Annotated in this window: 23 protein-coding genes; 17 read left to right on the top strand and 6 right to left on the bottom strand. The window is 71.0% G+C overall.

Features of this window, described 5'->3' with window-relative positions; genetic code table 11:
* Positions 1-8 precede the first annotated feature (8 nt).
* Together Q1K33_RS06395 and Q1K33_RS06390 are read left to right on the top strand one after the other, a co-directional pair.
* On the top strand, positions 9-1,472 hold the full coding sequence (locus Q1K33_RS06395) for a glycosyltransferase family 2 protein (protein ID WP_300401877.1): 1,464 nt from the start codon (positions 9-11) through the stop codon (positions 1,470-1,472).
* Positions 1,469-2,188 (top strand): hypothetical protein, encoded by a 720-nt coding sequence (locus tag Q1K33_RS06390; protein ID WP_300401876.1) that lies wholly within the window; start codon positions 1,469-1,471, stop codon positions 2,186-2,188. Before Q1K33_RS06395 ends, Q1K33_RS06390 begins: the two co-directional genes overlap by 4 nt.
* Positions 2,189-2,235: 47 nt before the next feature.
* On the opposite strand, the gene Q1K33_RS06385 is transcribed toward Q1K33_RS06390, so the two are convergent.
* Both Q1K33_RS06385 and Q1K33_RS06380 read right to left on the bottom strand, forming a co-directional pair.
* Entirely contained in the window at positions 2,236-3,291 is a 1,056-nt protein-coding gene (locus Q1K33_RS06385; protein ID WP_300401875.1) for a response regulator transcription factor, read from the bottom strand.
* A 73-nt stretch (positions 3,292-3,364) separates the two neighbouring features.
* Positions 3,365-4,372, bottom strand: a complete 1,008-nt coding sequence (locus tag Q1K33_RS06380; protein WP_300401874.1) for a glycoside hydrolase family 6 protein — start codon at positions 4,370-4,372, stop codon at positions 3,365-3,367.
* Positions 4,373-4,424: 52 nt separating this feature from the next.
* Between Q1K33_RS06380 and Q1K33_RS06375 the strand changes: the two genes are divergently transcribed.
* From Q1K33_RS06375 to Q1K33_RS06360, 4 genes are all read left to right on the top strand, one after another.
* The gene (locus tag Q1K33_RS06375) at positions 4,425-5,339 is read left to right on the top strand and encodes an ATP-binding cassette domain-containing protein (protein WP_300401873.1); all 915 of its coding nucleotides are present in this window, start codon (positions 4,425-4,427) and stop codon (positions 5,337-5,339) included.
* Entirely contained in the window at positions 5,336-6,145 is an 810-nt protein-coding gene (locus Q1K33_RS06370) for an ABC transporter permease (protein ID WP_300401871.1), read from the top strand. Before Q1K33_RS06375 ends, Q1K33_RS06370 begins: the two co-directional genes overlap by 4 nt.
* Before the next feature lie 38 nt (positions 6,146-6,183).
* Complete coding sequence (locus Q1K33_RS06365; protein ID WP_300401869.1) at positions 6,184-6,768, top strand: FKBP-type peptidyl-prolyl cis-trans isomerase; 585 nt, start codon at positions 6,184-6,186, stop codon at positions 6,766-6,768.
* A gap of 93 nt (positions 6,769-6,861) precedes the next feature.
* Positions 6,862-7,236 carry a hypothetical protein gene (locus Q1K33_RS06360; protein WP_300401867.1) on the top strand — a complete coding sequence of 125 codons (375 nt, stop codon included), beginning with the start codon at positions 6,862-6,864 and terminating at the stop codon, positions 7,234-7,236.
* 174 nt (positions 7,237-7,410) lie between these two features.
* Here the strand turns inward: Q1K33_RS06360 and coaA are convergent, their stop codons facing one another.
* Positions 7,411-8,394: a type I pantothenate kinase gene (gene coaA, locus Q1K33_RS06355; protein WP_300401865.1), complete on the bottom strand. Its 984-nt coding sequence runs from the start codon at positions 8,392-8,394 to the stop codon at positions 7,411-7,413.
* 89 nt (positions 8,395-8,483) lie between these two features.
* Between coaA and glmS the strand changes: the two genes are divergently transcribed.
* From glmS to rimI, 9 genes are all read left to right on the top strand, one after another.
* A complete protein-coding gene (glmS, locus tag Q1K33_RS06350) occupies positions 8,484-10,331 on the top strand; it encodes a glutamine--fructose-6-phosphate transaminase (isomerizing) (RefSeq protein WP_300401863.1) in 1,848 nt (615 codons plus the stop codon).
* A 9-nt stretch (positions 10,332-10,340) separates the two neighbouring features.
* Entirely contained in the window at positions 10,341-10,694 is a 354-nt protein-coding gene (locus Q1K33_RS06345) for a holo-ACP synthase (RefSeq protein WP_300401861.1), read from the top strand.
* A 122-nt stretch (positions 10,695-10,816) separates the two neighbouring features.
* A complete protein-coding gene (locus tag Q1K33_RS06340) occupies positions 10,817-12,046 on the top strand; it encodes a hypothetical protein (RefSeq protein ID WP_300401859.1) in 1,230 nt (409 codons plus the stop codon).
* A 47-nt stretch (positions 12,047-12,093) separates the two neighbouring features.
* Positions 12,094-13,506: an NAD(P)H-hydrate dehydratase gene (locus Q1K33_RS06335; protein WP_300401857.1), complete on the top strand. Its 1,413-nt coding sequence runs from the start codon at positions 12,094-12,096 to the stop codon at positions 13,504-13,506.
* A complete protein-coding gene (alr, locus tag Q1K33_RS06330; RefSeq protein ID WP_300401855.1) occupies positions 13,503-14,648 on the top strand; it encodes an alanine racemase in 1,146 nt (381 codons plus the stop codon). The genes Q1K33_RS06335 and alr overlap by 4 nt, the downstream gene beginning before the upstream one ends.
* Positions 14,648-15,784, top strand: coding sequence for an alpha/beta hydrolase (locus tag Q1K33_RS06325; protein ID WP_300401853.1), 1,137 nt, complete (start codon positions 14,648-14,650; stop codon positions 15,782-15,784). Before alr ends, Q1K33_RS06325 begins: the two co-directional genes overlap by 1 nt.
* Before the next feature lie 21 nt (positions 15,785-15,805).
* Positions 15,806-16,756, top strand: coding sequence for a tRNA (adenosine(37)-N6)-threonylcarbamoyltransferase complex ATPase subunit type 1 TsaE (gene tsaE, locus Q1K33_RS06320; RefSeq protein WP_300401851.1), 951 nt, complete (start codon positions 15,806-15,808; stop codon positions 16,754-16,756).
* Positions 16,757-16,849: 93 nt separating this feature from the next.
* Positions 16,850-17,497 carry a tRNA (adenosine(37)-N6)-threonylcarbamoyltransferase complex dimerization subunit type 1 TsaB gene (tsaB, locus tag Q1K33_RS06315; RefSeq protein ID WP_300401849.1) on the top strand — a complete coding sequence of 216 codons (648 nt, stop codon included), beginning with the start codon at positions 16,850-16,852 and terminating at the stop codon, positions 17,495-17,497.
* A complete protein-coding gene (gene rimI / locus Q1K33_RS06310; protein ID WP_300401847.1) occupies positions 17,494-17,958 on the top strand; it encodes a ribosomal protein S18-alanine N-acetyltransferase in 465 nt (154 codons plus the stop codon). The genes tsaB and rimI overlap by 4 nt, the downstream gene beginning before the upstream one ends.
* Positions 17,959-17,965: 7 nt before the next feature.
* On the opposite strand, the gene Q1K33_RS06305 is transcribed toward rimI, so the two are convergent.
* Together Q1K33_RS06305 and Q1K33_RS06300 are read right to left on the bottom strand one after the other, a co-directional pair.
* Positions 17,966-19,249 carry a hypothetical protein gene (locus tag Q1K33_RS06305; protein WP_300401846.1) on the bottom strand — a complete coding sequence of 428 codons (1,284 nt, stop codon included), beginning with the start codon at positions 19,247-19,249 and terminating at the stop codon, positions 17,966-17,968.
* On the bottom strand, positions 19,249-19,788 hold the full coding sequence (locus tag Q1K33_RS06300) for a SigE family RNA polymerase sigma factor (RefSeq protein WP_300401844.1): 540 nt from the start codon (positions 19,786-19,788) through the stop codon (positions 19,249-19,251). Before Q1K33_RS06300 ends, Q1K33_RS06305 begins: the two co-directional genes overlap by 1 nt.
* Positions 19,789-19,977: 189 nt before the next feature.
* Between Q1K33_RS06300 and Q1K33_RS06295 the strand changes: the two genes are divergently transcribed.
* Positions 19,978-21,078: an S-(hydroxymethyl)mycothiol dehydrogenase gene (locus Q1K33_RS06295; protein ID WP_300401902.1), complete on the top strand. Its 1,101-nt coding sequence runs from the start codon at positions 19,978-19,980 to the stop codon at positions 21,076-21,078.
* A complete protein-coding gene (locus Q1K33_RS06290) occupies positions 21,078-21,689 on the top strand; it encodes an MBL fold metallo-hydrolase (RefSeq protein ID WP_300401842.1) in 612 nt (203 codons plus the stop codon). Before Q1K33_RS06295 ends, Q1K33_RS06290 begins: the two co-directional genes overlap by 1 nt.
* 2 nt (positions 21,690-21,691) lie before the next feature.
* Here the strand turns inward: Q1K33_RS06290 and Q1K33_RS06285 are convergent, their stop codons facing one another.
* Positions 21,692-23,842: an MMPL family transporter gene (locus Q1K33_RS06285; RefSeq protein WP_300401840.1), complete on the bottom strand. Its 2,151-nt coding sequence runs from the start codon at positions 23,840-23,842 to the stop codon at positions 21,692-21,694.
* Positions 23,843-23,844: the final 2 nt, after the last annotated feature.

Below are 23,844 nucleotides of genomic sequence, written 5' to 3'. Positions count from 1 at the left end.
GGCCACCGATGACCGACGACACCACCGTCTCGCGCCCCGACCTGGAGGGCCCGTACGTCCGGCTCCCCGACGCCACCTTGAGCTCGTACGCCGACCAGTACCTCGACGAGGTCGCCTCGATCCCCGAGCACCGGGCCACGGTCGGCTGCGTGATCCCGGCCTACAACGAGGCCGAGACCATCGCCGGGGTCCTGGACTCCCTGCTGATGCAGACCCGGCTGCCCGACGTCATCCACGTCATCATCAACAACACCAGCGACGACTCCGTCGAGGTGGCCTCGCACTACGCCGGCCCGCATGAGCGCCGGGGACCGCACGGGCTGCAGAACACCGTCATCTACGTCCACGACATCGGCAAGAACCCCGACAAGAAGGTCGGCGCGCTCAACTACGGCTACTCCCTGGTCGAGCACATGGACTTCGTGCTGGGCGTCGACGGCGACACCACCCCCGAGCCCGACGCCATCGAGGCGCTGGTCGACGAGATCTCCAGCGACGACCGGATCGGCGGCATCTCGGCCATCTACTCGATCGACGACAGCGCTCTGGACGGGCCGATGGCGAAGTTCCTCATCGCCGGGCAGCGCGCCCAGTTCTCGGCGTTCAACATGCAGAACCTCCTCAAGGGCCGCAACATGGCGGTGCTCGGCGGGCAGTTCTCGATCTTCTCCACCCGGGCCCTGCGCGACGTCCTTCGTGACAGTCACCAGCGCACCCCGTGGGTCAAGGACAGCGAGGTCGAGGACTCCCTGCTGTCGCTGCAGATCAAGAGCGCCGGGTACCTCACCAAGATCAGCGCGACCGCGCGCGCCCACGTGGGCGGCATGACGACCCTACGGAGCCTGGACGCCCAGCAGGTCAAGTGGAACTTCGGTGCCATCGACCTGATGTGGCCCGGCCAGCGCGGTGACACCCGCGGGCAACCGCTCCACCCGAACCTGCGGCTGCGGTGGTTCGAGCACATGTCGATGGTGATCAACATGGTCACCCGGCTGATGTTCCTGATGCTGCTGCTCGGGTCCCTGTCGATCGATGCCTTCGTCTTCCAGGCCTGGTGGGCGATCCCGCCGTTCATCGCAATCCTGCTGAACTTCCGGGTTGCTCGCTCGATGGCCTTCGCCAACCGGCGTGACTATCTCTTCGCCATCACCCTGGTCCCGGCGGAGGTCTACATGTGGACTCGCATGGGGCACTTCGTGCGCGCCTGGCTGAAGTTCTTCAGCCACCAGCAGACCGACAACTGGGCCGCCCAGGCGAAGGCCGAGCGCGGCAAGGGCTCCTCCTGGCTCTACCCCTACCTGGCCCTGCTGCTCTTCCTCGCGACCAGTGCTGCCATCTGGTTGCAGGTCCCGGTCGACGCGCGCTCCGACGTCCTGGCGGTGTGCTGGCCTATCCTGGGGATCATCACGGTCCTCCAGACCGCGTGGATGTTCATCAAGGCAAGCAAGCGTTACCGGGGGTTCAAGGCATGAGCGGCATCCGCGTCCCTCGCACGCTGGCCTGGGTCCTGGCCGTCGTGGTGGCAGCGTCCTCGTGCTCGGTGCTCGGCTCGGACACCGAGGAGGCGCCGGTCGAGGCACCGACCTCGGCGGCGGTCGAGGAGGCGCTGGTGGACTCCCAGTTCACCCGCGACGGGACGTTCCAGTCGCACCTCGACGTCAAGGGTGCCAAGGGCATGGACATGGTGCTGACCCTCTACCCGACGAAGTCCACGCCGCGCACCAACGAGTGGTACCCCAAGGGCCTGAAGTACTTCTCCTTCACCTTCCAGGCCTACGACCTGTCGCAGAAGCTCCGCGACCCGTTCGAGACCAAGCGGCTGGTCTACCTCAAGCGGATGAAGGTCACCTCCGACACCGTCACGATCGACGGAGGCAAGACCAAGCACCCCTACAAGCTCGACGTCGAGGCCGCCAAGGCCACCTTCGACCCCGAGCCCGTGCAGACGGCCCGGGGGATGCTGATCACCTCACCCAAGGGCGCCTTCGAGCTGCGCAACCAGCCCATCAAGTGGATGTCGCTGGACACCCGTGGCGTCATCCTCACCTTCAAGGCGACGATCTCGGTACAAGCGGAGGCCGGCGGCTCGAAGTACCTCAAGCGCACGATCAAGCAGGAGGTCCCGATCCGGATCTTCGAGTCCGACGAGGAGACCGAAGTGGCCGAGATCCCGATCAACGCCAACTGAGCGGCCCGATCGGCGTCGGCGCGCTCGCTCGGAGGTCGTACGGCGGCTCACCCGGCGAGGCGGAAGCCGACTCCCTTGACGGTCTCGATGTACTTCGGCGAGGCCTCGTCGTCTCCGAGCGTCTGTCGCAGCCCGGCGATGTGTCCCTCGACGGCGCGCTTGTCCGCCTCGTTGACGAAGTGCGAGGTGACGAACTGCTCGCCCCGCAGCGCCAGGACCAGGTCGGCCTTGCTCCGGACCCGTCGTCCGCTCCCCAGCAGGGAGACCAGGAGCTGCAGCTGGGGGTCCGTCAGGGAGAGCGAGCGTCCGTCGCGAGATGTCTGGCCGGTGGTGGTGTCGACGGTGAGGTCCCGGAAGATCAACGCGTTGCCCTCGGCACGCGCCTCCGAGCTGGGTGGGCTCGGCCGGGACGGTACCGGGGGGACGACGGGCGAAGCGGGCGCGGCGGGCGCCGCCGAAGTGGCCTCCCGAGCCCCCGGTGCTGGGTCAGAGGCAGCGGGTGCTGGGCTCGCGGGTGGCGCGGCGGCCGGCTGGGTCGGCTGGGTCGGCTGGGCCGGCTGGGCCGGGGGAGTCTGGTCCGCGTGGTAGCGATGGGCATGGCGCCGACGCGAGTCGGGGCTCATCTCCTCCTGAAACTCGCGCACCGCGGCAGCTGCCCAGGACTCCGGAGCGCGCTGGGGTGGCGGAGCCGGGGCACTCGGGGTCGGGTCCTGTCCGGACGTGCCGTCCGCGAAGGCGACCCTGCGCAGCATGGAGTCGGCCCGAGCGCGGAGCTCACGTGGACGGAACGGCTTGACGAGGTAGTCGTCGGCGCCGGCCTCGAAGCCCCGGATGATGTCGATCTCCTGGGTCAGCGCGGTGATCATGATCAGGTAGGTCTGGCTGAACTCGCGCAGGCGCTTGGCGACCGCGAAGCCGTCCATGCCGGGCATGTTGACGTCGAGGGTGGTCAGCAGAGGCCGGTGCTCGCGCACCGCGGCGATGGCAGCCGGTCCGTCGGGGGCGTGGAAGATCGTGAAGCCCGACTGGGCCAGGACGATCTCGATGAGATCGCGGACGTCCGGGTCGTCCTCGGCAATGACCGCGACCTTGTCTCCATGCACGCGCTTCATGGTATCGGCATCGGTGCGGGACGTCCCCGATACCTGCGGGAGGATCAGGAACGTAACCCTTCGGTTACCAGCCGGCAGCGCCCGCCAGGCTCACGGCCCGGTCGACCCAGACCTCCCCGGCGGCAGGTCCTCCGTGGCACTCGCCGTCGCTCTCCGCGGGCGGTTTGATCCACAGCAGTGCGTCGAGAGCGGTGTCGTCGTCCACGAACCCGGGGTCCTCGCCGAGGGCGCGGCCCACGGGGTTGCACCAGTCGGTGACGGGCTCGCCGGTCCCCGTGGGGTCACCGCTGCGTCCCACGTCGATCACGTAGTGGGCCCCGTCGAGCAGACCGCTCAGCTCGGCGCCGTACGCGCGCTCCCGGGCCACGGGCTGGTAGTTGGCGACGTTCGTGGCGAAGCCGCGGGCGCTCGAGACCCCGACCTTCTCCAGCAGCGGAGCCATCTCGCTCGCCGGGATCCAGTCGGAATGACCGGCATCGACGTACGTCGTCACTCCTGCGGTGACCAGGGTCTGCAGGGCTTGGCGCAGCAGCGACATCCGGTCGGTCGGGCCGCAGGCCACCGAGCCGGCCAGCGCGTCGGGCTCGAGGACGGCCGCGGTGTCGGTTCCTGCGTCGGCCAGGGCGCCGGCGATGGCCTGCACCCATGGCAGGTAGGTGTCGGCGGTGAGCCCCCCGGCGGAGAAACCGCCGGTGCAGTCGCGGTCGGGGATCCCGTAGAGGACGAAGAGTGGCACCGTCAGGGCCTCGGTGGCCGCGACCACCTCGGTGACGTACGCACCGACCTGGTCGGCCCCGTAGGACTCCGGGGTCAGCCAGATGCCTGTCGGGGTCCGGGCCAGGCGCTCGAGCGCCGAGGCCTCCTGGGCGTCGCCGTCGCCCGCTGCCTGCTTCGCGGCTGCCTCCAGACGTGGCTTCTCGACCAGGGTCTGGGCGCGTTCGGCGAACACGTTCGTGTCGCTGGCCTGGTCCTGATCGCTCGTGTCGCCGCCACCGCAGCCGGCGAGCAGCATGCACGCCAGCGCGGCGGCGACCAAGGGCCGGGCGGCCGAACGGTGGGGGGAGGGACGCACGGGACGATTGTGCCGCACCCGTCCCACCGGGTCGCGCTCTATGGTGCTGGGCATGAGCACAGCGGCGATCACGGTCGAGGGACTCACGAAGCACTTCGGACCGGTCACAGCAGTCGACGACCTGTCCTTCACCGTCCGCACGGGTGCGGTGACGGGCTTCCTCGGTCCCAACGGCTCGGGCAAGACGACGACCCTGCGCATGGTGCTGGGCCTGATGAGTCCGAGCGCCGGGCGTGCCCGGGTGGGGGATCGCCCCTACGTCGAGCACGCGCGACCCGGTCGGGTGGTGGGCTCTGCCCTGGAGGCATCCAGCTTCCACCCGGGGCGCAGCGGGCTCGACCACCTGCGCGTCTACGCCCCGCAGGTGGGAGTGAGTGACGCGCGGTGCCGCGAGGTCATCGACCTGGTCGGGCTCGGCGCCGCTGCGCGCCGTCGGGTGTCCGGGTACTCGATGGGCATGCGGCAGCGGCTGGGTCTGGCCACGGCGCTGCTGACCGATCCGCCCACGATCGTGCTGGACGAGCCCGCCAACGGACTGGACCCCGAAGGGATCGTGTGGCTGCGGGGCTTCCTGAGGCACCTGGCCGAGGAGGGTCGCAGCGTGCTGGTCTCCAGCCACGTGCTCGGCGAGGTGCAGAGCACTGTCGACGACGTGGTCGTGATCGCACGCGGACGGCTGGTGCACGCCTCCTCGCTCGCCGGGCTGGCCGACCTGGCCGAGCACACGACGTACGTCGAGGGCCCGGACCGCGCCGCGGTGGCGCGACTGGTCGAGCAGCACGGCTGGAGTGCTGAGGCCAGCGGTGCCGGGTGGTTGGTCGCCGGTGCCCCGGCCCCTCTGGTCGGGGGCGCCGCCCATGCCGCCGGGGTGGAGCTCCACGAGCTGACACCGCGGGGCCGGGACCTGGAAGAGGTCTTCCTGCGGCTGACGGCCCCGCCCACGACCCAGGGAGAGGACGCGCGATGAGGGCAGCACTGCTCACCGAGTACCGCAAGCTGGTCTCGACCAGGTTCTGGTGGATCCTGCTGATCGTCATGGCCGGTTACCTGGCGTTCCTGGCCGCCGTGATCGCGTTCTCCGTCAACGCCGAGTCGGGCGACGGGCCCGGCGGGGCTCCGGGGATGCCGGTCGCCTCGGGCGTCGAGGCCGCCACCATCGTCTACTCGTTGATCAACGCGATCGGCTACGTCTTCCCCCTGGTGATCGGCAGTCTCGCGATGACCTCCGAGTTCCGCCACGGCACGATCACCCAGTCCCTGCTCGTCGAGCCGCGACGCGGGGTCCTTCTGGCAGCCAAGCTGCTCGCCGCGGTGCCGCTGGGACTGTTGTACGGCGTCGTGGCCTGCGTCGCGGTCGTGGTCGGCGGCGCCCCGGTCCTGGCCCTCGTGGGCGACGGGGCGTTCCTCTCTGACAGCGAGGTGCTCCAGGTCCTTGCCTACGGCGCCCTGGTCACCGTCGTGTGGGCCGCGATCGGAGTCGCCTTCGGCGCGCTGGTGACCAACCAGGTGGCGGCGATCGTGGTCATCATCGCCTTCACCCAGTTCGTCGAGCCCATCGCGCGCGTGGGGCTGGCCTCGGTCGACGGTCTCGCGGGCGCAGCGGCGTACCTCCCGGGCGCGGCTGCCGATGCGGTCATCGGGGCGAGCTTCTTCGCCAGCATGGGCTCCGCCGACGTGCTCTCGCGCGGAGCCGGGATCGCCGTCCTGCTCGCCTATGCCGCGGCCCTGGCACTCCTGGCGCGCTGGACGACACTGCGCCGCGACCTGGGGTGAGCCGATGCGGCTGTTGGCCCGCTGACTACCCTGGCGCCATGATGCGTCCCACCAGCCGAACCCTGCCCCGTCGCCTCGCCGCTCTCAGCGCGGCAGCCCTGCTGGGCGGCGCCCTCCTGGTCGGCTGTGGCGAGGAGAACGACGCGGACGTGGCCACCGACCCCGCGGTGGAGACGCAGTCGCCGGACACGGGCAGCGAGGCCGCGCCGAGCGAGACGCCCGACTGGGCACCCGAGATCCTCACCGACGGCGACGACAACGTCACCGGCCTCGACTTCGCCGACATCGCCCCGCTGAGCGACGAGCTGCTCGTGGAGGAGGTCGTCACCGGCGACGGCCCGCCCGTCGAGCAGGGCCAGACGATCACCGCCGACTACTTCGGCCAGCTCCCCGACGCCGACGCGCCGTTCGACGAGAGCTTCAGCAAGGAGCCGTTCTCCGCCCCCATCGGGGTCGGCTCCCTCATCGCCGGCTGGGACCAGGGCCTCGTCGGCGTCCCGGTCGGCAGCCGCGTCATCATGTCGATCCCCAGCGACCTGGGGTACGGCGACGCCGGCGCGGGCGCCGACATCCCCGGCGGGGCCACGTTGTTCTTCGTCATCGACATCATCGACGCCGTCTGAGGTCCCGACGAGGCGGCGACGGGCGTCGGCAGCGGCGTCGGCGTCGGCCTCACTGGGTGTGTCCCTATTGCACGGCCGGGTTTCGTAGGCACCGTGCGAGGCATGTCGTACTCGAGTGACCTGACAGACGAGCAGTGGGACCTGCTGCAGCCGGTGTTCAACGCGCCGGGCAAGCCGACCTTCCGTCCCATCCGCCACGCCTGGCGTGTCGAGGTCGCTCACGGCCGCCTCGGACGCTCTCGCCGGCTGGCGAAGTCGTTCGAGAACACCACCACCTCGGCCACCGGCTGGCTTCAGGTCGCCTGCATCGCCACGACGCTCCGCCACCTGTCACGGGAACGAACCCGCCGGCCCCTTGTCGAGCTTGCAGCCCGACCATCGGCCGTCACGAACCGCGCGGATCGCGGCATGGTCGGGCGCCGCGAACGACGGATGCGCGGCCCGAGTGTTGGTCGTCCGTGCCCATGACCAATCGGGTCGCAATGACGCGGCGTCCAGGATGCCTGGTCGGCTTATCCGGAAACTCTGATCAACTGGGTTGAACAGAGTTTCCGGTTAGATGAACGAGGCGGCCCTATCGGCCACCCTGCGCCCGCTCATCGGCAGGTGAGTGCGCTGCGGTCTCAATAGGGACACACCCAGTCAGAGCTTGCGCAGGCGCACGTAGCGCACCGAGTGGTCGGCGTCCTTGCGCATCACCAGGGTCGCGCGTGAGCGCGTGGGCAGGACGTTCTGCACGAGGTTGGGTCCGTTGATCGTGTCCCAGATCCGCGAGGCCTCGACGACCGCCTCGTCGTGGGTGAGCCCGGCGTACTTGGCGAAGTACGAGCCGGGGTCGCGGAACGCCGTCTCGCGCAGGTGCAGGAAGCGGGAGATGTACCACTCGCGGATCTTGTCGCGTCCGGCGTCGACGTAGACCGAGAAGTCGAAGAAGTCGCTCAGGGCCAGGCCGGCCTTGCCGTCCTCGCTGACGCGGGCGGGCTGGAGGACGTTGAGTCCCTCGATGATCACGATGTCGGGACGCTTGATGACGACCTTCTCGTCGGGCACCACGTCGTAGACCAGGTGGGAGTACGTCGGTGCCTCGACCTCGTCCTTGCCCGACTTGATGTCGACGACGAAGCGGAGCAGCGCCCGCCGGTCGTAGGACTCCGGGAAGCCCTTGCGTTGCAGGAGCCCGCGCCGCTCGAGCTCGGCGTTGGGGTAGAGGAAGCCGTCGGTGGTGATGAGGGCGACGTTGGGGTGCTCGGGCCAGTGGGCGAGCATCTGCTGCAGCACCCGCGCCGTGGTCGACTTGCCGACCGCCACGGACCCGGCGAGGCCGATGACGAAGGGCGTGCGGGGCGGGGTCTGGCGGTGCAGGAAGCTCTCCTGGTCCCGGTGGAGGCGGCCCGCTGCGCCGACGTACAGGCTCAGCAGCCGCGACAGCGGGAGGTAGACCTCTTCGACCTCCTCCAGGTCGAGGCTGTCCCCGAGACCCCGCAGGGCACGGATCTCGTCGGCGCGCAGGGGGTTGCGGCTCTCGTGAGCCAGCTCCGACCAGGCGGCTCGCTCGAGCTCGATGTACGGCGACGACTCCCGACCCGATGAGTCGTGGTGTCCCTCGCCGTTCGACCCGTGAGACATGGCCGCGATTCTTGCAGCACCGGCGCCGCGCGGCCGCGCAGGTCCACCGCGGACCGGCTCGTGGGGATGCGGAAGTAGAGTCTCGGGCTATGTGCGGCATCGTCGGGTACGTCGGACCCCAGCAGGCCCAGGGCGTGGTCATCGACGGACTGCGGCGCCTCGAGTACCGCGGCTACGACTCCGCGGGTGTCGCGCTCGTCGTCCCGGGCGGCACGGTGGTGACCGCCAAGAAGGCGGGCAAGCTCGCCAACCTCGAGAAGGTGCTGGCCGACTCGCCGCTGCCGGCGTCGACGACCGGGATCGGCCACACCCGCTGGGCCACCCACGGGCCGCCGACCGACGTCAACGCCCACCCCCACGACGGCAACGCCCATCGGATCGCGCTGGTGCACAACGGCATCATCGAGAACTTCGCCGACCTGCGGGCACGCCTCGAGGCCGACGACCACGTCCTGGTCTCGCAGACCGACACCGAGGTGGTCGCCCACCTGGTCGAGCTGCAGGTCCAGTCGGGGGAGGACCTGACCACCGCGATGCAGCGGGTCTGCCAGCAGCTGGAGGGAGCCTTCACCCTCGTGGCGGTCGACTCCCAGGATCCCGACCGGGTCGTGGCAGCCCGGCGCAACAGCCCGCTCGTCGTCGGCGTGGGGGAGGGCGAGTACTTCGTGGGCTCCGACGTCGCGGCGTTCATCTCGCACACCCGCGAGGCCCTCGAGCTCGGGCAGGACCAGGTCGTCACGATCACCCCCGACGGCGTGGAGATCACCGACTTCGACGGGCGGCCCGCCGAGGGGCGGCGCTTCCACGTCGACTGGGACCTGTCGGCGGCCGAGAAGGACGGTCACGACTGGTTCATGCGCAAGGAGATCTTCGAGCAGCCGCGCGCGGTGGCCGACTCGCTGCTGGGACGCCGTACGCGCGCCGGGCTGCTCCAGCTCGACGAGATGCGGCTCTCCGACGACGAGATCCGTGACGTCGACAAGATCATCATCATCGCCTGCGGCACCTCCTTCTACGCCGGCATGGTGGCCAAGTACGCCATCGAGCACTGGACCCGGGTGCCCGTGGAGGTGGAGCTCGCCTCGGAGTTCCGCTATCGCGATCCGATCCTCGACTACTCGACCCTGATCGTCGCGATCAGCCAGTCCGGCGAGACCGCCGACACGCTCCAGGCGATCCGGCACGCCCGCACCCAGCGTTCGAAGGTGCTGGCCATCTGTAACACCAACGGCTCGACCATCCCGCGGGAGTCCGACGCCGTCATCTACACCCACGCCGGCCCCGAGATCGGGGTCGCCTCGACCAAGGGCTTCCTGACCCAGCTGGTCGCCTGCTACCTGCTGGCCCTCTACGTCGCCCAGGTCAAGGGCACTCGCTACGGCGACGAGATCAACCAGATCATGGGTCAGCTCGAAGGCATGCCCGACCACATCGAGACGGTGCTGTCCGCCTCGGAGTCGGTCTACACGCTGGCGCGCGAGCACCTCGACACCCGCTCGGTGCTCTTCCTCGGACGCCACGCCGGCTACCCCGTCGCCCTCGAGGGAGCCCTCAAGCTCAAGGAGCTGGCCTACCTGCACGCCGAGGGCTTCGCCGCGGGGGAGCTGAAGCACGGGCCGATCGCGCTGATCGAGGAGGGACTGCCCGTGCTCTGCGTGGTGCCTCCTCGCGGACGCGACCAGCTCCACGAGAAGATGCTCAGCGGCATCCAGGAGGTGCGCGCCCGGGGCGCTCGCACGATCTGTCTGGCCGAGGAGGGCGACACCCGGATCGAGCCGTACGCCGACGTCCTGATCCGGCTCCCACAGGTGCCGACCCTGCTGCAGCCGCTGGTGGCGATCGTCCCGCTCCAGCTCTTCGCGTGCGAGCTGGCCAGTGCCCTGGGCCACGACGTCGACCAGCCACGCAACCTCGCCAAGTCCGTCACGGTCGAGTAGGCGCGGACGATGGCGGTGATCGGGGTCGGCATCGACGTGTGCGACCTGGAACGGTTCGCTGAGTCGCTCGCGCGCACCCCGGGGCTGCTCGACCGGCTCTTCACCCCGGCCGAGGCAACCCGGCCGCCCGCCTCCCTGGCGGCTCGCTTCGCGGCCAAGGAAGCCCTGGCCAAGGCGCTCGGTGCTCCCGGAGGACTGGCTTGGCAGGATGCCGAGGTCTTCTCGGAAGCCTCCGGCCAACCCCGCCTCGAGCTGCGCGGCACGGTCCGGGCGCGGGCCGACGAGCTGGGGGTCGCCCACGTGCACCTGTCGCTCTCGCACGACGCAGGCATCGCCTCGGCGATGGTGGTCCTGGAGTCCTGAGACCGTCCCCCGACCGCCCTCGGAGGCTCATTCCTCAAGGAATCCTCAACACTTCCCGAGGGTCTGCCACAGGCATCCCCCAGTGAGTGCTGGAGCCCGAGATCCGGTGTCATCCTTGTGCCATGACCCCCCACGCTCCCTCTCTCGCGCTCCTGGCCGCTGCGGTCCTGTCCTCGGGCCTGGCCCTCGGTGTCGCCACGCCGGCCCCGGCCTCCGCGGCTCCGGGCAACTGCGACGACCTCGACTCCGGTCGTGTCGTCGTCCCGGGCAACGCCGACCGCGTCACCGTGGCGGCTCCGGCCGGTCAGCTGGTGACCGGCTACTGCGTCAAGTCCGCCGGGCTCAAGGGCACCACCGGCGCCCCGGAGTACGTCGTCCTGGAGAAGCCGGTCGCGTCGCTGTCGCTGAAGCACACCGATGGCGGCAACCTGACGCACTACTCGCTGACGCTGAGCCCGGTCGCGCCGACGCCCACGCCCACGCCGACCCCGGTCCCGACGCCCGAGCCGACCCCCGAGCCGACCCCGGTCCCCACGCCCGAGCCCACGCCCGAGCCCAGCCCGGTCCCCACGCCCGAGCCCAGCCCGGTCCCGACCCCCGAGCCCACTCCCGAGCCCACGCCGACTCCGGTCCCGACGCCCGAGCCCACGCCGACTCCGGTCCCGACGCCCGAGCCCACGCCGACCGGACCGGAGTTCCCGCCGAACCCGCCGTCCTCGCCCCACGGCTTCGACTGGAACTGGACCTACGCCGACCCGGGCTGCGACGCCCTGACGGTGGCCTACCCCTCCGACATCCCCAGCGGACAGGCCAACGACGTCAACGTGCGCTTCAGCTCCAGCGCCGGCGAGTTCACGCTCAACTTCCACAACAACGTCGGAACCTGGTCGGGCACCACCCGCTTCGCCTTCGACAGCCACCCCTCGTGGCCCGCCGGGCTCACGTCGTACGCCGTGTCCTGGGTCCAGGTGGGCGGCACCAACTACCACTGGCAGGGCTCGGTCAAGTGCGTCCTGAGTGACGACGGCGACCCGTCCACCCTGGACGTGCCGCTGGGCGTCACGCAGGTCGACGGGTTCCGCACCGGCAAGGTCAAGATCGCCAAGGGCCGTGCCGCCTCGGCGGACGCCGTCACCGTCTCCCAGGTCGGTGCCGAGGCGCTCGTGCTGCAGAAGCGCAAGCGCGGCTCGTGGGTTCGCGTGAAAGCGGTCGCGTCCTCCGTCGCCGGCGCCGCCAAGGTCACCTTCCCCCGCCAGAAGAAGCGCGGCAAGGTCGTCTACCGCCTGGCTGTGTCCGGCTCCGAGTCCGTCACCGGCGCCACGACCCGGACGGTCAAGGTCCGCGCGCGCTGACCCACGGTGCCGCGCTCCGGCACCCACGCGCCGCTAGCGTGGAGGCCATGATGCGAGCGCACACCGCCGACCAGGTCCGCGAGGCCGAGTCCGGACTGCTCGACGGCCTGCCGCAGGACGCCCTGATGCAGCGCGCGGCCCACGGCCTGGCGTACGCGATCCTCGACCTGCTCGGGTCGGCCTACGGACGCCGGGTGCTCCTGCTCGTCGGGTCGGGCGACAACGGCGGCGACGCGCTGCACGCCGGAGCGGTGCTGGCCCGACGCGGGGTCCAGGTCTCGGCCTGGTTGCTGTCCGAGCGGGCTCACGAGCGAGGGCTGGCCGCCCTGCAGCGGGCCGGTGGCCGAGTGGTGACCGGAATGCCCGATCTCGCGCCGGACCTCGTCGTCGACGGGATCGTCGGGATCGGTGGACGCCCCGGGCTGAAGCCCGCGGCGCGCGAGGCGATCGCCGCCGTCGCCGACGTGCCGATCGTCAGCGTCGACCTGCCCAGTGGAGTCGACGCGGACACCGGTGAGACGACCGGACTGCCCGGCGACCACGTCGCGGCGCTGCTGACGGTCACCTTCGGCACCCACAAGGTCGCCCACCTCGTCGATCCCGCGGCCACTGCCTGCGGGAGCGTGCACCTCGTCGACCTCGGGCTGGACCTGCCCGAGCCGGCCGCTGAGGCGCTCCAGCCCGCGGACGTCGCGGCGCTGCTGCCGCGCCCCGACCTGCACGCCCAGAAGTACACGCGCGGCGTCGTCGGCGTCCGGGCGGGCTCGACGGCCTACCCCGGCGCCGGGCTGCTGTCGGTCGCCGGAGCCGCGTGCGGGCTGGCGGGGATGGTCCGCTACGTCGGAGACCGGTCCGTGCTGGAGCTGGTCCACACCCAGCACCCCGAGGTCGTGGGGGAGGGCCGCGTCCAGGCCTGGGTCGTCGGGTCCGGGAGCGGCGACGGTGTCACCGAGACCCTGGCGGCGGCACTCGACGACGACGTGCCCACGGTCGTGGACGCCGACGCGCTGCAGCACGCGCCCCACGGCAGGGTCGACACGATCCTCACCCCGCACGCCGGGGAGCTCTCCCGGATGCTGGACGTCGAGCGGGCGGTGATCGAGGCGCACCCGCTGATCCACGCCCGCCGTGCCGCCGAGCAGTACGGCGCGGTCGTGCTGCTCAAGGGTCGGCGCACCCTCATCGCCCACCCCGACGGCCGGGTGCGCGTGACCACCACCGGGACGCCCTGGCTCGCCACGGCCGGAGCCGGCGACGTCCTGGGCGGCGTGATCGGGGCACTCGCGGCGGCCGGCCTCACGCCGTACGGCGCCGCGTCGCTGGGCTCGTGGCTCCACGGCGCCGCCGCGACCCTCGCCTCGCAGGAGGGCCCCGTCGTCGCCGGAGACGTCGCTCGAGCCGTGCCGCGGGTGGTGGGCGCCCTGCTCGCCGGAGCCGGGATGGAAGAATCGTCCCCATGACGTCGCCCCCCCGCGCCGAGATCGTCGTCGACCTCGACGCCATCCGGCACAACGTCGGGGTCCTGCGCGAGCTGACCGGCGTCACCATGATCACGGTCGTGAAGGCCGACGGCTACGGCCACGGCATGCTGCCGGTCGCCCGTGCTGCGCGCGAGGCGGGGTCCGAGTGGCTGGCCGTGGCGACCCTCGACGAGGTCGGCCGACTCCGGGCCGCCGGCGACACCGGGCGGATCCTGACCTGGCTCACCGTGCCCGACGAGGACTACGACGACGCGATCCGCGCCGACGTCGACCTCACGGCGTACTCCCTCGGCGAGCTGGACGAGATCGAGGCCGCCGCCCGCTACGTCGGCAGTCCCGCTCGGCTCCAGCTCAAGGTCGACACCGGGCTCTCGCGCGGCGGTGCGTCGCGTCGCGAGTGGGAGGCGTTCTTCGCCCGGGCCCTCGACGGCGAGCGCGCCGGACACTGGCGCGTCACCGGCATCTGGTCCCACCTCGCCTGCGCCGACGAGCCCGGCCATCCCGCCAACGACGCCCAGGAGGCCTCCTTCCGCGAGGCGCTCGCGCTCGCCGACGAAGCGGGGCTGCGTCCCGAGCTGCGGCACCTCGCCAACTCCGCGGCGGCGGTGCTGCGCCCCAGCGCACGCTTCGACGCCGTGCGCTGCGGGATCGCGACCTACGGACTCGATCCTGCCCCGACCGTCGACCACGGCACCGACCTGAGACCGGCGATGACGGCGCGAGCCAACCTCGCCCTGGTCAAGCACCTCGAGGCCGGCGACTCGGTGTCCTACGGGCACCAGTGGACGGCGCCCGGTCCCACGACGGTCGGCCTCGTCCCGGTCGGCTACGGCGAGGGCATCCCGGTCCATGCCAGCAACGTGGCCGAGGTCCGGGTCGGCGGGAAGCGCTGCCCGGTGCGGGGCCGGGTCTGCATGGACCAGATCATCGTCGACCTCGGCGGCGACGAGCCGGCCGTCGGCAGCGACGTGGTGCTGTTCGGGCCCCCCGGAGAGGGCCGCCCGACCGCCCAGGACTGGGCCGAGGCCTGCGGCACCATCAACTACGAGATCGTCACGCGGATCGGCGGACGGATGACGCGCCGCTACGTCGACACCACGGCCGCGGTGGGAGCCGTCTGATGGCCAGCTCCCACACTCCTCGCGGCGCGGGGGGCAGCCCGCGGCGGCGCCTCATCGGCGCCATCGGTGGTGCGCTGGGTGTCGCGGCTGCCGGGACGGCGATCGGCATCGTCCGCCAGCAGCGCCAGATCAGCCGACGAGCAGGTGAGGACCTGCCGTTCGGCTCGTTGCACTCGACACCGCTGACGGTGGTGGCCGACGACGGCGTGCCCCTGCACGTCGAGATCGACGAGGTCGCGGACCCGGGTGGAGGGGGGTCGGTGGGGAGCATCGGCCGTGGGCTGCGCCGCGGCACCGAGGCGGACCGGGTGACGGTGATCTTCGCGCACGGCTTCTGCCTCAACCTCGACTGCTGGCACTTCCAGCGCGCGGCCTATCGAGGGCTCGTGCGCACCGTCTTCTACGACCAGCGGTCCCACGGCCGCTCCGCCCGATCGTCACGCGAGCACGCGACCATCGACCAGCTGGGCCGCGACCTCAAGCACGTCATCGACGTCTGCGCCCCCGACGGCCCGGTCGTCCTCGTGGGGCACTCGATGGGTGGGATGACGATCGTCGCCCTGGCCGAGCAGTTCCCCGAGCTCATCGGGGAGAAGGTCATCGGCGTCGCCCTGATGTCGACGACCGCGGGCGGCCTGGACCCGAGCCGGATCCTGCTGCCGATGCTCCCGGCGCGACTGACCGGACGCTTCACCTCCCGCACGGTCGCTGCCCTCCAACGTGGGCACCTGGCGGTCGACAACGTCCGTCGCGTCGGTCGCGTGATCGCCAACGTCGCGACCAACCGGTTCGCCTTCGGCGGCGACGTCCCGGCGTCGTACGTCCGCTTCGTCGACGACATGCTCTCGGCCACGCCGTTCGAGGTGGTCGCCGAGTTCTTCCCGAGCTTCGGCGACCTCGACAAGTTCGACTTCGTCGAGGTCCTCGACCGGGTGCCGGTCTCGATCATCTGCGGCACCGCCGACCGCCTCACCTCGATCGGCCACTCACGCAAGCTGGCCTCTCGCATCCCCAACGCCCGGCTGCTGGAGTGCGCCGGCGCTGGCCACATGGTGCCCCTCGAACGTCACGACCAGGTCAACGCCGAGCTGGACCAACTGATCACGGCCGCCACGATGCGTGCCGGGACCCGATGACAGCAGAAGTCGAGTGATCCGATGAGCCTGACCGTACGACGAGTCGGCGCCGAGTCGGCGGCGGTGGTGCTGGCGATCATCCAGGACGCCTTCGGCAACCGCCCCGCCCTCAACCCGCCGGCAGACGCTCTCAGCGACACCGAGGCCGCGATCGCCACGCGCCTGGCGCTCAACGGAGGGCTGCTGGCCAAGCTCGACGGCGACCCCGTCGGCACGCTGCTCTTCGACCCGGTCGGCGACACGATGTACCTGCGTCGCGTCGGCATCCTGTCCAAGGCCCAGGGTCACGGCATCGCCGGCGCCCTGATCGAGTCGGCCGTGGAGGCGTGGACCGGACGCGCGACCCGACTCAGCGTCGTCGCCCGCGAGGAGCTCCCCAAGACGATCGGCTTCTGGGCCCGTCGCGGCTTCACCCAGACCGACCGGCGCTCGCCGTACGTCGAGCTGGCGCTGCGACTGCCCAAGGTGCACCAGGTCGCCACTCCCGAGGAGATGCGCGAGCTGGGCTCGCGGGTCGCCGACGACCTCGAGCCGGGCGACCTCCTCGTCCTGACCGGCGACCTGGGGGCGGGCAAGACGACGTTCACCCAGGGGCTGGGGGCCCGCCTGGAGGTCGAGGGCCGGGTCACGTCCCCGACGTTCGTGATCGCCCGCGAGCACGCCCCGCGCAGCGCCCACCGTCCCGGCCTCGTGCACGTCGACGCCTACCGGCTGGGCAGCATCGGCGAGCTCGACGACCTCGACCTCGACACCTCGCTGGAGGACGTGGTGACGGTGGTGGAGTGGGGCGAGGGCGTGGCCGAGTCGCTCGCGCCGTCGCGCCTGGAGATCCGGATCCGGCACTCCGAGGGCGAGGTCGCCGCCGACGAGACGATGGACGGAGTCGAGCCGCGGGTCGTGGAGATCCAGGGGATCGGCCCGCGCTGGGCCACGCACCCCAACCGCCCGACCGACGGCCCCGCCCGCAGGTAGTCCCTGACGAAGTGGCCCCTGGGTCGCGTCGCGAGGGGCCGGATCGTCGGTCGTCGTGACCTCGATCCATCGACGAACCACTACCCTGACGCCGTGCTCCTCGTCTTCGACACCTCGTCCCCCTCCGTGAGCGTCGCGCTGCTCGGCGGCGAGGGTGGTGACGAGGTCCTCGTCGAGCTGACCTCCGAGCAGGAGATGCGGCACGGCGAGCAGCTCGCGCCGCTGATCGAGCAGGCTCTCGAGCAGGCAGGCGCGAGCCGGCTCGACCTCACCGCCATCGGGGTGGGAGTCGGCCCCGGGCCCTTCACCGGCCTGCGCGTCGGGCTGGTGACCGCACGGACGCTCGCCTTCGTCCTCGACCTCCCCGTGTACGGCGTGTGCTCGCTCGACGCGCTCGCCCTGGAGGCTGTCACGACGGGCGCGGTGGCCGAGCCGTTCGTGGTGGCGACCGACGCGCGCCGCAAGGAGGTCTACCTGGCGTCGTACGACGGGGCCGGCGCGCGACTCGAAGGTCCAGCAGTGGCCAAGCCGGACAGTGTGGCCACCGAGCTTCCCGTCGTGGGGGAGGGTGCGCACCTCTACCCCGAGGACCTCCCGCGCGCGGTGGGGCCGCAGCGGGCCTCGGCCGCGTGGCTGGGGCGGGCGATCGTGCACGAGACCGCCGAGCTGCTCGACCCCGACCCGCTCTACCTGCGCCGCCCCGACGCCGAGATCCCGGGCACGCCCAAGAAGGTGTCGTGACCCGGCGGCTGGTCCGGACGGCGCGGCCCGAGGACGCGCCGGCGATCGCGGCGCTGGAGGCCGACAACCTCGGGCGCGACGCGTGGTCCTCCGGCCTCGTGGAGCAGGGCGTGTCGGGCGAGCTGGAGACGATCCACTACTTCGTCGCGGACGTCGGTGGGGCGCCCGCCGGCTACGCGGCCGCCAGCATCGTCGCCGAGATCGCCGAGCTCCAGCGGATCGCGGTCACCCCGGCCCACCGGCGTACCGGACTGGCCGTCGCCCTGCTGGCCGCCGTCACCGACGCCGCGCGGGAGCAGCGCGCCGACCGGGTGCTGCTCGAGGTGCGCGAGGACAACCACGGAGCCCTGGCCTTCTACGCCGACCAGGGCTTCGTGGAGATAGACCGGCGCCGCCGCTACTACCGCGACGGCGCCACGGCCGTGGTGATGCGGCGGGGCCTGGGCCCCTCCTGTGGCTGAAGCCTGATCAGGACCCGGTCAGCAGGAACGGGTTCTGCGTCTCGTCCCCTGCCACCGGCCCGAGGAGCACCTCGGAGGAACCGTCGACGCCGAGGGAGATGACCTGCCACTGGTTGTCGTCGAAGACCGAGGCGATCGCATGGGTCTTGTCCAGCCACCTGAAGTCCGTGAACACGAAGCCTGTCTCGGCCTCGTAGCGGGCGACCTCGTCGCCGGTGGTGCCGTCGAGGATCGAGAAGTACCGCGGCCCGAGACCGTCGCCGTACGGGTCCGTGCCGACGACGTGGTCGCCGGTCGGTGAGATGTCGAGCACCTGGGAGGCACAGGTCTCGAACACCCAGCGACCGCCGCCCTCGCGGTCGTAGAGACCGCCACACGAGCCGGTGTCGGTCGTCTCGGTCTGCACCGAGACCAGGAAGCCGTCCGCGGCGTCGTTGACCCGCAGAGCGCCGGGCGCGGGGGCGCTGTTCGGACCCTCGTAGTTGATCTCGTAGGCGTCGCTCGCGGTGAAGTCGTCGTGCTCCAGGAACGGGTGGCAACCGGACTCGAGCACGCAGTCACCGTTGCCGATGATCGCCGACAGGCTCACGCCCTTGTCGATCGCGCCGAAGGACTGCTCGCCGACCTCACCGTTGACGAACACGAGCTCGTCGTCGCGCGTGATGAACGCGACGGTGCGACCGTCGGGGGCGATCTGCATGCCCCCGCGCAGGTCGTAGGTCGCGGTGACCTGCCCGTCCTCGAGCAGGTCCAGTGAACCGCGTCCCTGATCGTCGCTGCGGTAGGCGGCGATCTGCTCGCCCAGGTCGGCCGCGCCCGTGTAGTCGGGTCCGGGGAGCTCGACCACTCGTCCGTCGTTCAGGTGGAGGAGCGCGTTGCCGGACCCGGGCTCGACGTAGCTGAAGCCGAGGGCCGGGCCGTCCGGCAGCCTGCTCGGCGTCGAGGGGTCCACCCCGGGAGGCGTCGCGCTGGGCGTCGGGCTGGGCGTCGGGTTCGCGGTGTCGGAGATCGTGACCGATGGTCCGGAGGGCTCGAGGCCGTCGGCCTGACCGGTGGAGGAACCCGTCGCGAGGACGGCGACCGGGACGATGACCGCAGCGGCGGCGAGGATGCCGCCCGCGATCGCTGCGCGGCGGTTGCGCTGGATCTTCATGGCCTTGCCTTTCACGGAGCCCAGGTCGATCGGCGCCTCGTGGAGGTCGCGGACGCGGCGCTCGAACTCGTCGCCCATCTCGCTCTCCCAGGTGCTGTTCTCGTCGGGTGTGGGGTTGTCGTTGTGGGGAGTGCTCATCAGGAGACCTCTCGTCCGGGATGCAGGTCGGCCGGCACGCGCTCGCGCAGCGACGCGATCGCGCGGCTGCACTGCGACTTGACGGTGCCGGTGGAGATGCCGAGCACGTCGGCCGTCTCGGCCTCGGTGAGCTGTTCGTAGTAGCGCAGCACCACGACGGCGCGCGCCTTCGGCGGCAGGGTGCGCACGACGTCCCACAGCGCGGCGCCGCGACCCTCGTCGTACTCGTCGACGTGCGGCGCGCCCTCGGGCATGGCCTCGTCGGACGTGGCGTACTCGCGCTTCTTCCACCCGCGCCGCCACAGCGAGTTGTTCTCGTTGACCATGATCCGGCGCACGTAGGCGTCGACGGAGTCGCGGTCGCGGACCTTGTCCCACGCCAGGTAGAGCTTGGCCAGCGAGGTCTGCAGCACGTCCTCGGCCTGGTGACGGTCGCCCGTCAGCAGGTACGCCGTGCGCAGCAGGCTCGGCTGACGGGCGTGCAGGTACGCCGTGAACTCCTCGTCCCGCCGTTCAGCGCGTGTTGCGCGTCGCCCCATGGCGACAGTCTCGTTGCCGGACCCGGGCTTCGGGTGATGCAGCTGCATCGTGGCACCTCCTCGTTTCACACCACCAAGACGCAAGCCCGTGCGAGATGGTTGCAATGCTGCCCCTACGGTTGGCTGTGACTCACCGAGCGCCGTGATGCGCGGCGTCGCCCACGCTCCCGATCCATGGAGGTCCGCAGCATGCAGCAGGTCAAGGCCGTCGTCGCCAAGGCGAAGGGCGAGCCCGTCGAGCTCGTCACGATCAACGTCCCCGACCCCGGCCCGGGCGAGGCCGTGGTGAAGATCCAGGCGTGCGGCGTGTGCCACACCGACCTGCACTACCGCGAGGGCGGCATCAACGACGAGTTCCCGTTCCTGCTGGGCCACGAGGCCGCCGGCATCGTGGAGGCCGTCGGCGACGATGTCACCAGCGTCGCTCCCGGAGACTTCGTCATCCTCAACTGGCGCGCCGTGTGTGGTGACTGCCGGGCCTGCAACCGTGGGGAGCCGCAGTACTGCTTCGCGACGTTCAACGCGACCCAGAAGATGACGCTGGAGGACGGCACGGAGCTGAGCCCCGCGCTCGGCATCGGTGCGTTCGCCGAGAAGACCCTGGTCGCGGCCGGTCAGTGCACCAAGGTCGACCCCGAAGCCCGACCCGCCGCGGTCGGCCTGCTCGGGTGCGGCGTGATGGCCGGGATCGGGGCGGCCATCAACACCGGCGCCGCCACGCGCGGCAATTCCGTGGCCGTCATCGGCTGCGGTGGCGTGGGTGTGGCGGCGGTCGCCGGCGCGGCGCTGTCGGGCGCGAGCCCGGTGATCGCCGTCGACATCGACGCGAAGAAGCTCGAGGCGGCCACCAAGCTCGGCGCCACGCACACGATCAACAGCAGCGAGGTCGACCCGATCGAGGAGATCAAGCGGATCTGCGGTGAGACCTACGCGGGCGCCGAGGGCGCCGACGTCGTGATCGAGGCAGTGGGTCGCCCGGAAACGTGGAAGCAGGCCTTCTACGCTCGCGACCTGGCGGGCACCGTCGTCCTGGTGGGCGTCCCCACCCCGGACATGTCGATCCCCGAGATCCCGCTGATCGACGTCTTCGGGCGCGGCGGGTCGCTGAAGTCCAGCTGGTACGGCGACTGCCTGCCGAGTCGCGACTTCCCGATGCTGGTCGACCTCTACCAGCAGGGCCGGCTGGACCTGGACGCGTTCGTGACCGAGGAGATCGGCATCGACGACATCGAGGCGGCCTTCGACAAGATGCATGGTGGAGACGTCCTGCGCAGCGTGGTGATCCTCTGATGGGCAACGTGCGCGTCGACCACGCCGTGGTCTCCGGGACCTTCAGCCTCGACGGGGAGACCCACGAGGTGGACAACAACATCTGGGTGATCGGCGACGACGAGGAGTGCCTGGTCATCGACGCACCCCACGACGTCGACGCCATCATGGACGTCGTCGCGGGCCGTCAGGTCAAGGCGATCGTGCTGACGCACGCCCACGACGACCACAGCCGGATGGCACCGGCCCTGCGCGACCGCGTCACCGCGCCGATCATGCTGCACCCCGACGACAAGCCGCTGTGGGAGCTCACCCACACCGACACGCTGTGGGACGTGGACCTCTCCGACGGGCAGAGCATCAAGATCGGCGGCGCCGCGGTCAAGGTGCTGCACACGCCCGGCCACGCGCCGGGCGCCGTCTGCCTCTACGTCCACGACCTCGACTGCGTCTTCACCGGCGACACCCTCTTCCAGGGCGGTCCGGGGGCGACCGGGCGCAGCTACAGCGACGCCGACGTGATCGTCGACTCGATCCGCTCGGTGCTCTTCCGGCTGCCCGAGGAGACCGTGGTGCACACCGGCCACGGTGACGACACCACGATCGCCGCCGAGATGAAGACCATCGGCTGAGGTCAGGCGTCGGCGAGCTCGGGCTCGTCGGCGCGCTTCTCGTCGCCGTGCCCCGGCCACCAGGCCCGGTGGCCGAGGAGCGCGGTGATGGCGGGGGTGAAGAACATCGACATCACGAACGCAGCCACCAGGATGCCGAACGACAGCGCGAAGCCCATCGAGACCAGCAGCGAGTTGCCGCCGAGCATCAGCGAGCCGAACGTGCCGGCCAGGATCACCCCGGCCGCGGCGATCGTGGGCCCGGCATGGCGTACGGCGAGCGCCGCGGCGTCGTGCGGGCTCTTGCCCTCGCGGGACTCCTCGCGCAGACGAGCCACCATCAAGATGTTGTAGTCGGTGCCGAGCGCGACGACGAAGAGATAGATGTAGATCGGCAGCAGGAAGATCAGTCCGTCGGCCCCACCGATGTGCTGGAAGACCAAGGTCGTCATGCCGAGGGTCGCCGCGAAGCCGAGGCCCACCGAGACCATCAGGTAGACGGGGGCGACGAGGCTGCGCAGCAGCAGGGCCAGGATCACCATGATCACCAGGGCGGCGACGGGGAAGACCACCGAGTAGTCCCGGCTCATCGCCTTCTGGAAGTCCACGAAGATCGACGTGGTGCCGCCGACGAAGGCCTCGGTTCCGCTGGGTGCCGCGGCGGCAGCGGCGTCGCGCACGGGGCCTTCGACGTCGTTGATGGCGGCGTCGGACGAGGGGTTCTCGTCGAGCAGGAACGTGATCTGCCAGGTGGTGCTGTCCGCAGAGGCCTGAGCCGGCTGGGCCGAGGCGACTCCTCGGGCGCCGGCGATCTGCTCGGCGAAGGCGGCTGCATCGTCCTGGGTGATCTCCTCGTCGGAGGTCAGCATGATGTAGCCGGGGTCGCTGGCTCCGGCCGAGACGTTGTCGGTGAACTTGTCGGTGGCGACGACGGACTCGACGTCGTCGGGCAGGCCGGAGTCGCCGAGGTCGAAGGTCGGGCTGAACGAGAACGCGATCACCGCGAGGATGGTCAGGACCCCACCCGACGCGATCGCGAAGCGCCCAGGGTGTCGACCGAGGGCGGACCCGATCGCGGCGAAGCGCGCCCCCGTGGGCTCGACGAGGTACTTCTTCGACGGCCAGAAGAGGGCCTTGCCCAGCAGGGTGACCACGGCCGGCACGAGGGTCAGCGCCGCGAGCAGGGTCACGGCGACGGCGATCGCCAGGGCCGGCCCGATCGAGCGGAAGATGCCCAGGGAGCTGAGGACGAGCGCCATGAACGCGACGATCACCGCGCCCCCGGCGGAGGCGATGGCCTCACCGGCGCGCTCCAGGGCATGGGCGACGGCCGACTTCGTGTCCTCGCCCTCGCGCAACCGTTCGCGGTAGCGGAACAGGAAGAAGAGGATGTAGTCGGTGCCGATGCCGTAGAGCACGACCAGCAGGATCACCTCGACGTCGCTGCTCGCCTTGAGGTCGAAGAGGTCGTTGGCCCAGGCGATCAGGCCGGTGGCGATCGTGGAGACGATCCCGACGATCACCAGCGGCATCAGGGTGATGATCACGCTGCGGAAGATCACCGTGAGGAGCACGACGATGAGGAGCACGGTGGCGGCACCGACGATCGCCAGCGCGTTGCCCGAGGCCTCCTGGGAGTCGTAGCCCTGAGCCAGCGCGCCGGTGACGCCGGCCTCGAGATCCGTGCCGTCGAGCGCGGCGTCCAGGTCGTCGCGCAGGTCCGTCACGCTCTCGAACTCCTCCGGCGCATAGCCGGTCGCACCCTCGGCGAGCCCGATGATGGAGAATCCGATCTGCTGGTTCTGCGAGGGGGTCACCAGGACGTCGGGGTTGCTCGGGTCGATCGGCTGAACCCGGTCGAGGGCGTCACCCAGGTCGGGAGCGAGGTCGGCCATCACCTGGTTGGCGGCGCCGAGGTCCTCGGCCGAGAGCGGGGACCCGTCGGCGCGGTCGAAGACCACGATGGCTCCCACGGTGCTGTTGGTGTCGGGGAAGGCCTCCGCCTGCAGCTCGGCGGCCTGGATCGACTCGTAGTCCGAGGGCAGGAACTCCGACTGGTCGGTGGTCGCCTCCAACGCCGGGGCGAAGGCCACGACCAGCCCGGCGAAGACGAGCCAGCCGGCGATGATGAACCAGGGACGACGAGAGGCCACGCGGCCGAGGGCACCGAACATGG

The organism is Nocardioides sp., assembly GCF_029937575.1.
In the GTDB taxonomy this organism is placed as follows: Bacteria; Actinomycetota; Actinomycetes; order Propionibacteriales; family Nocardioidaceae; genus Nocardioides.
Note: the sequence above shows the minus strand (reverse complement) of the source record. Positions and strands in the feature narration are given on the sequence as shown.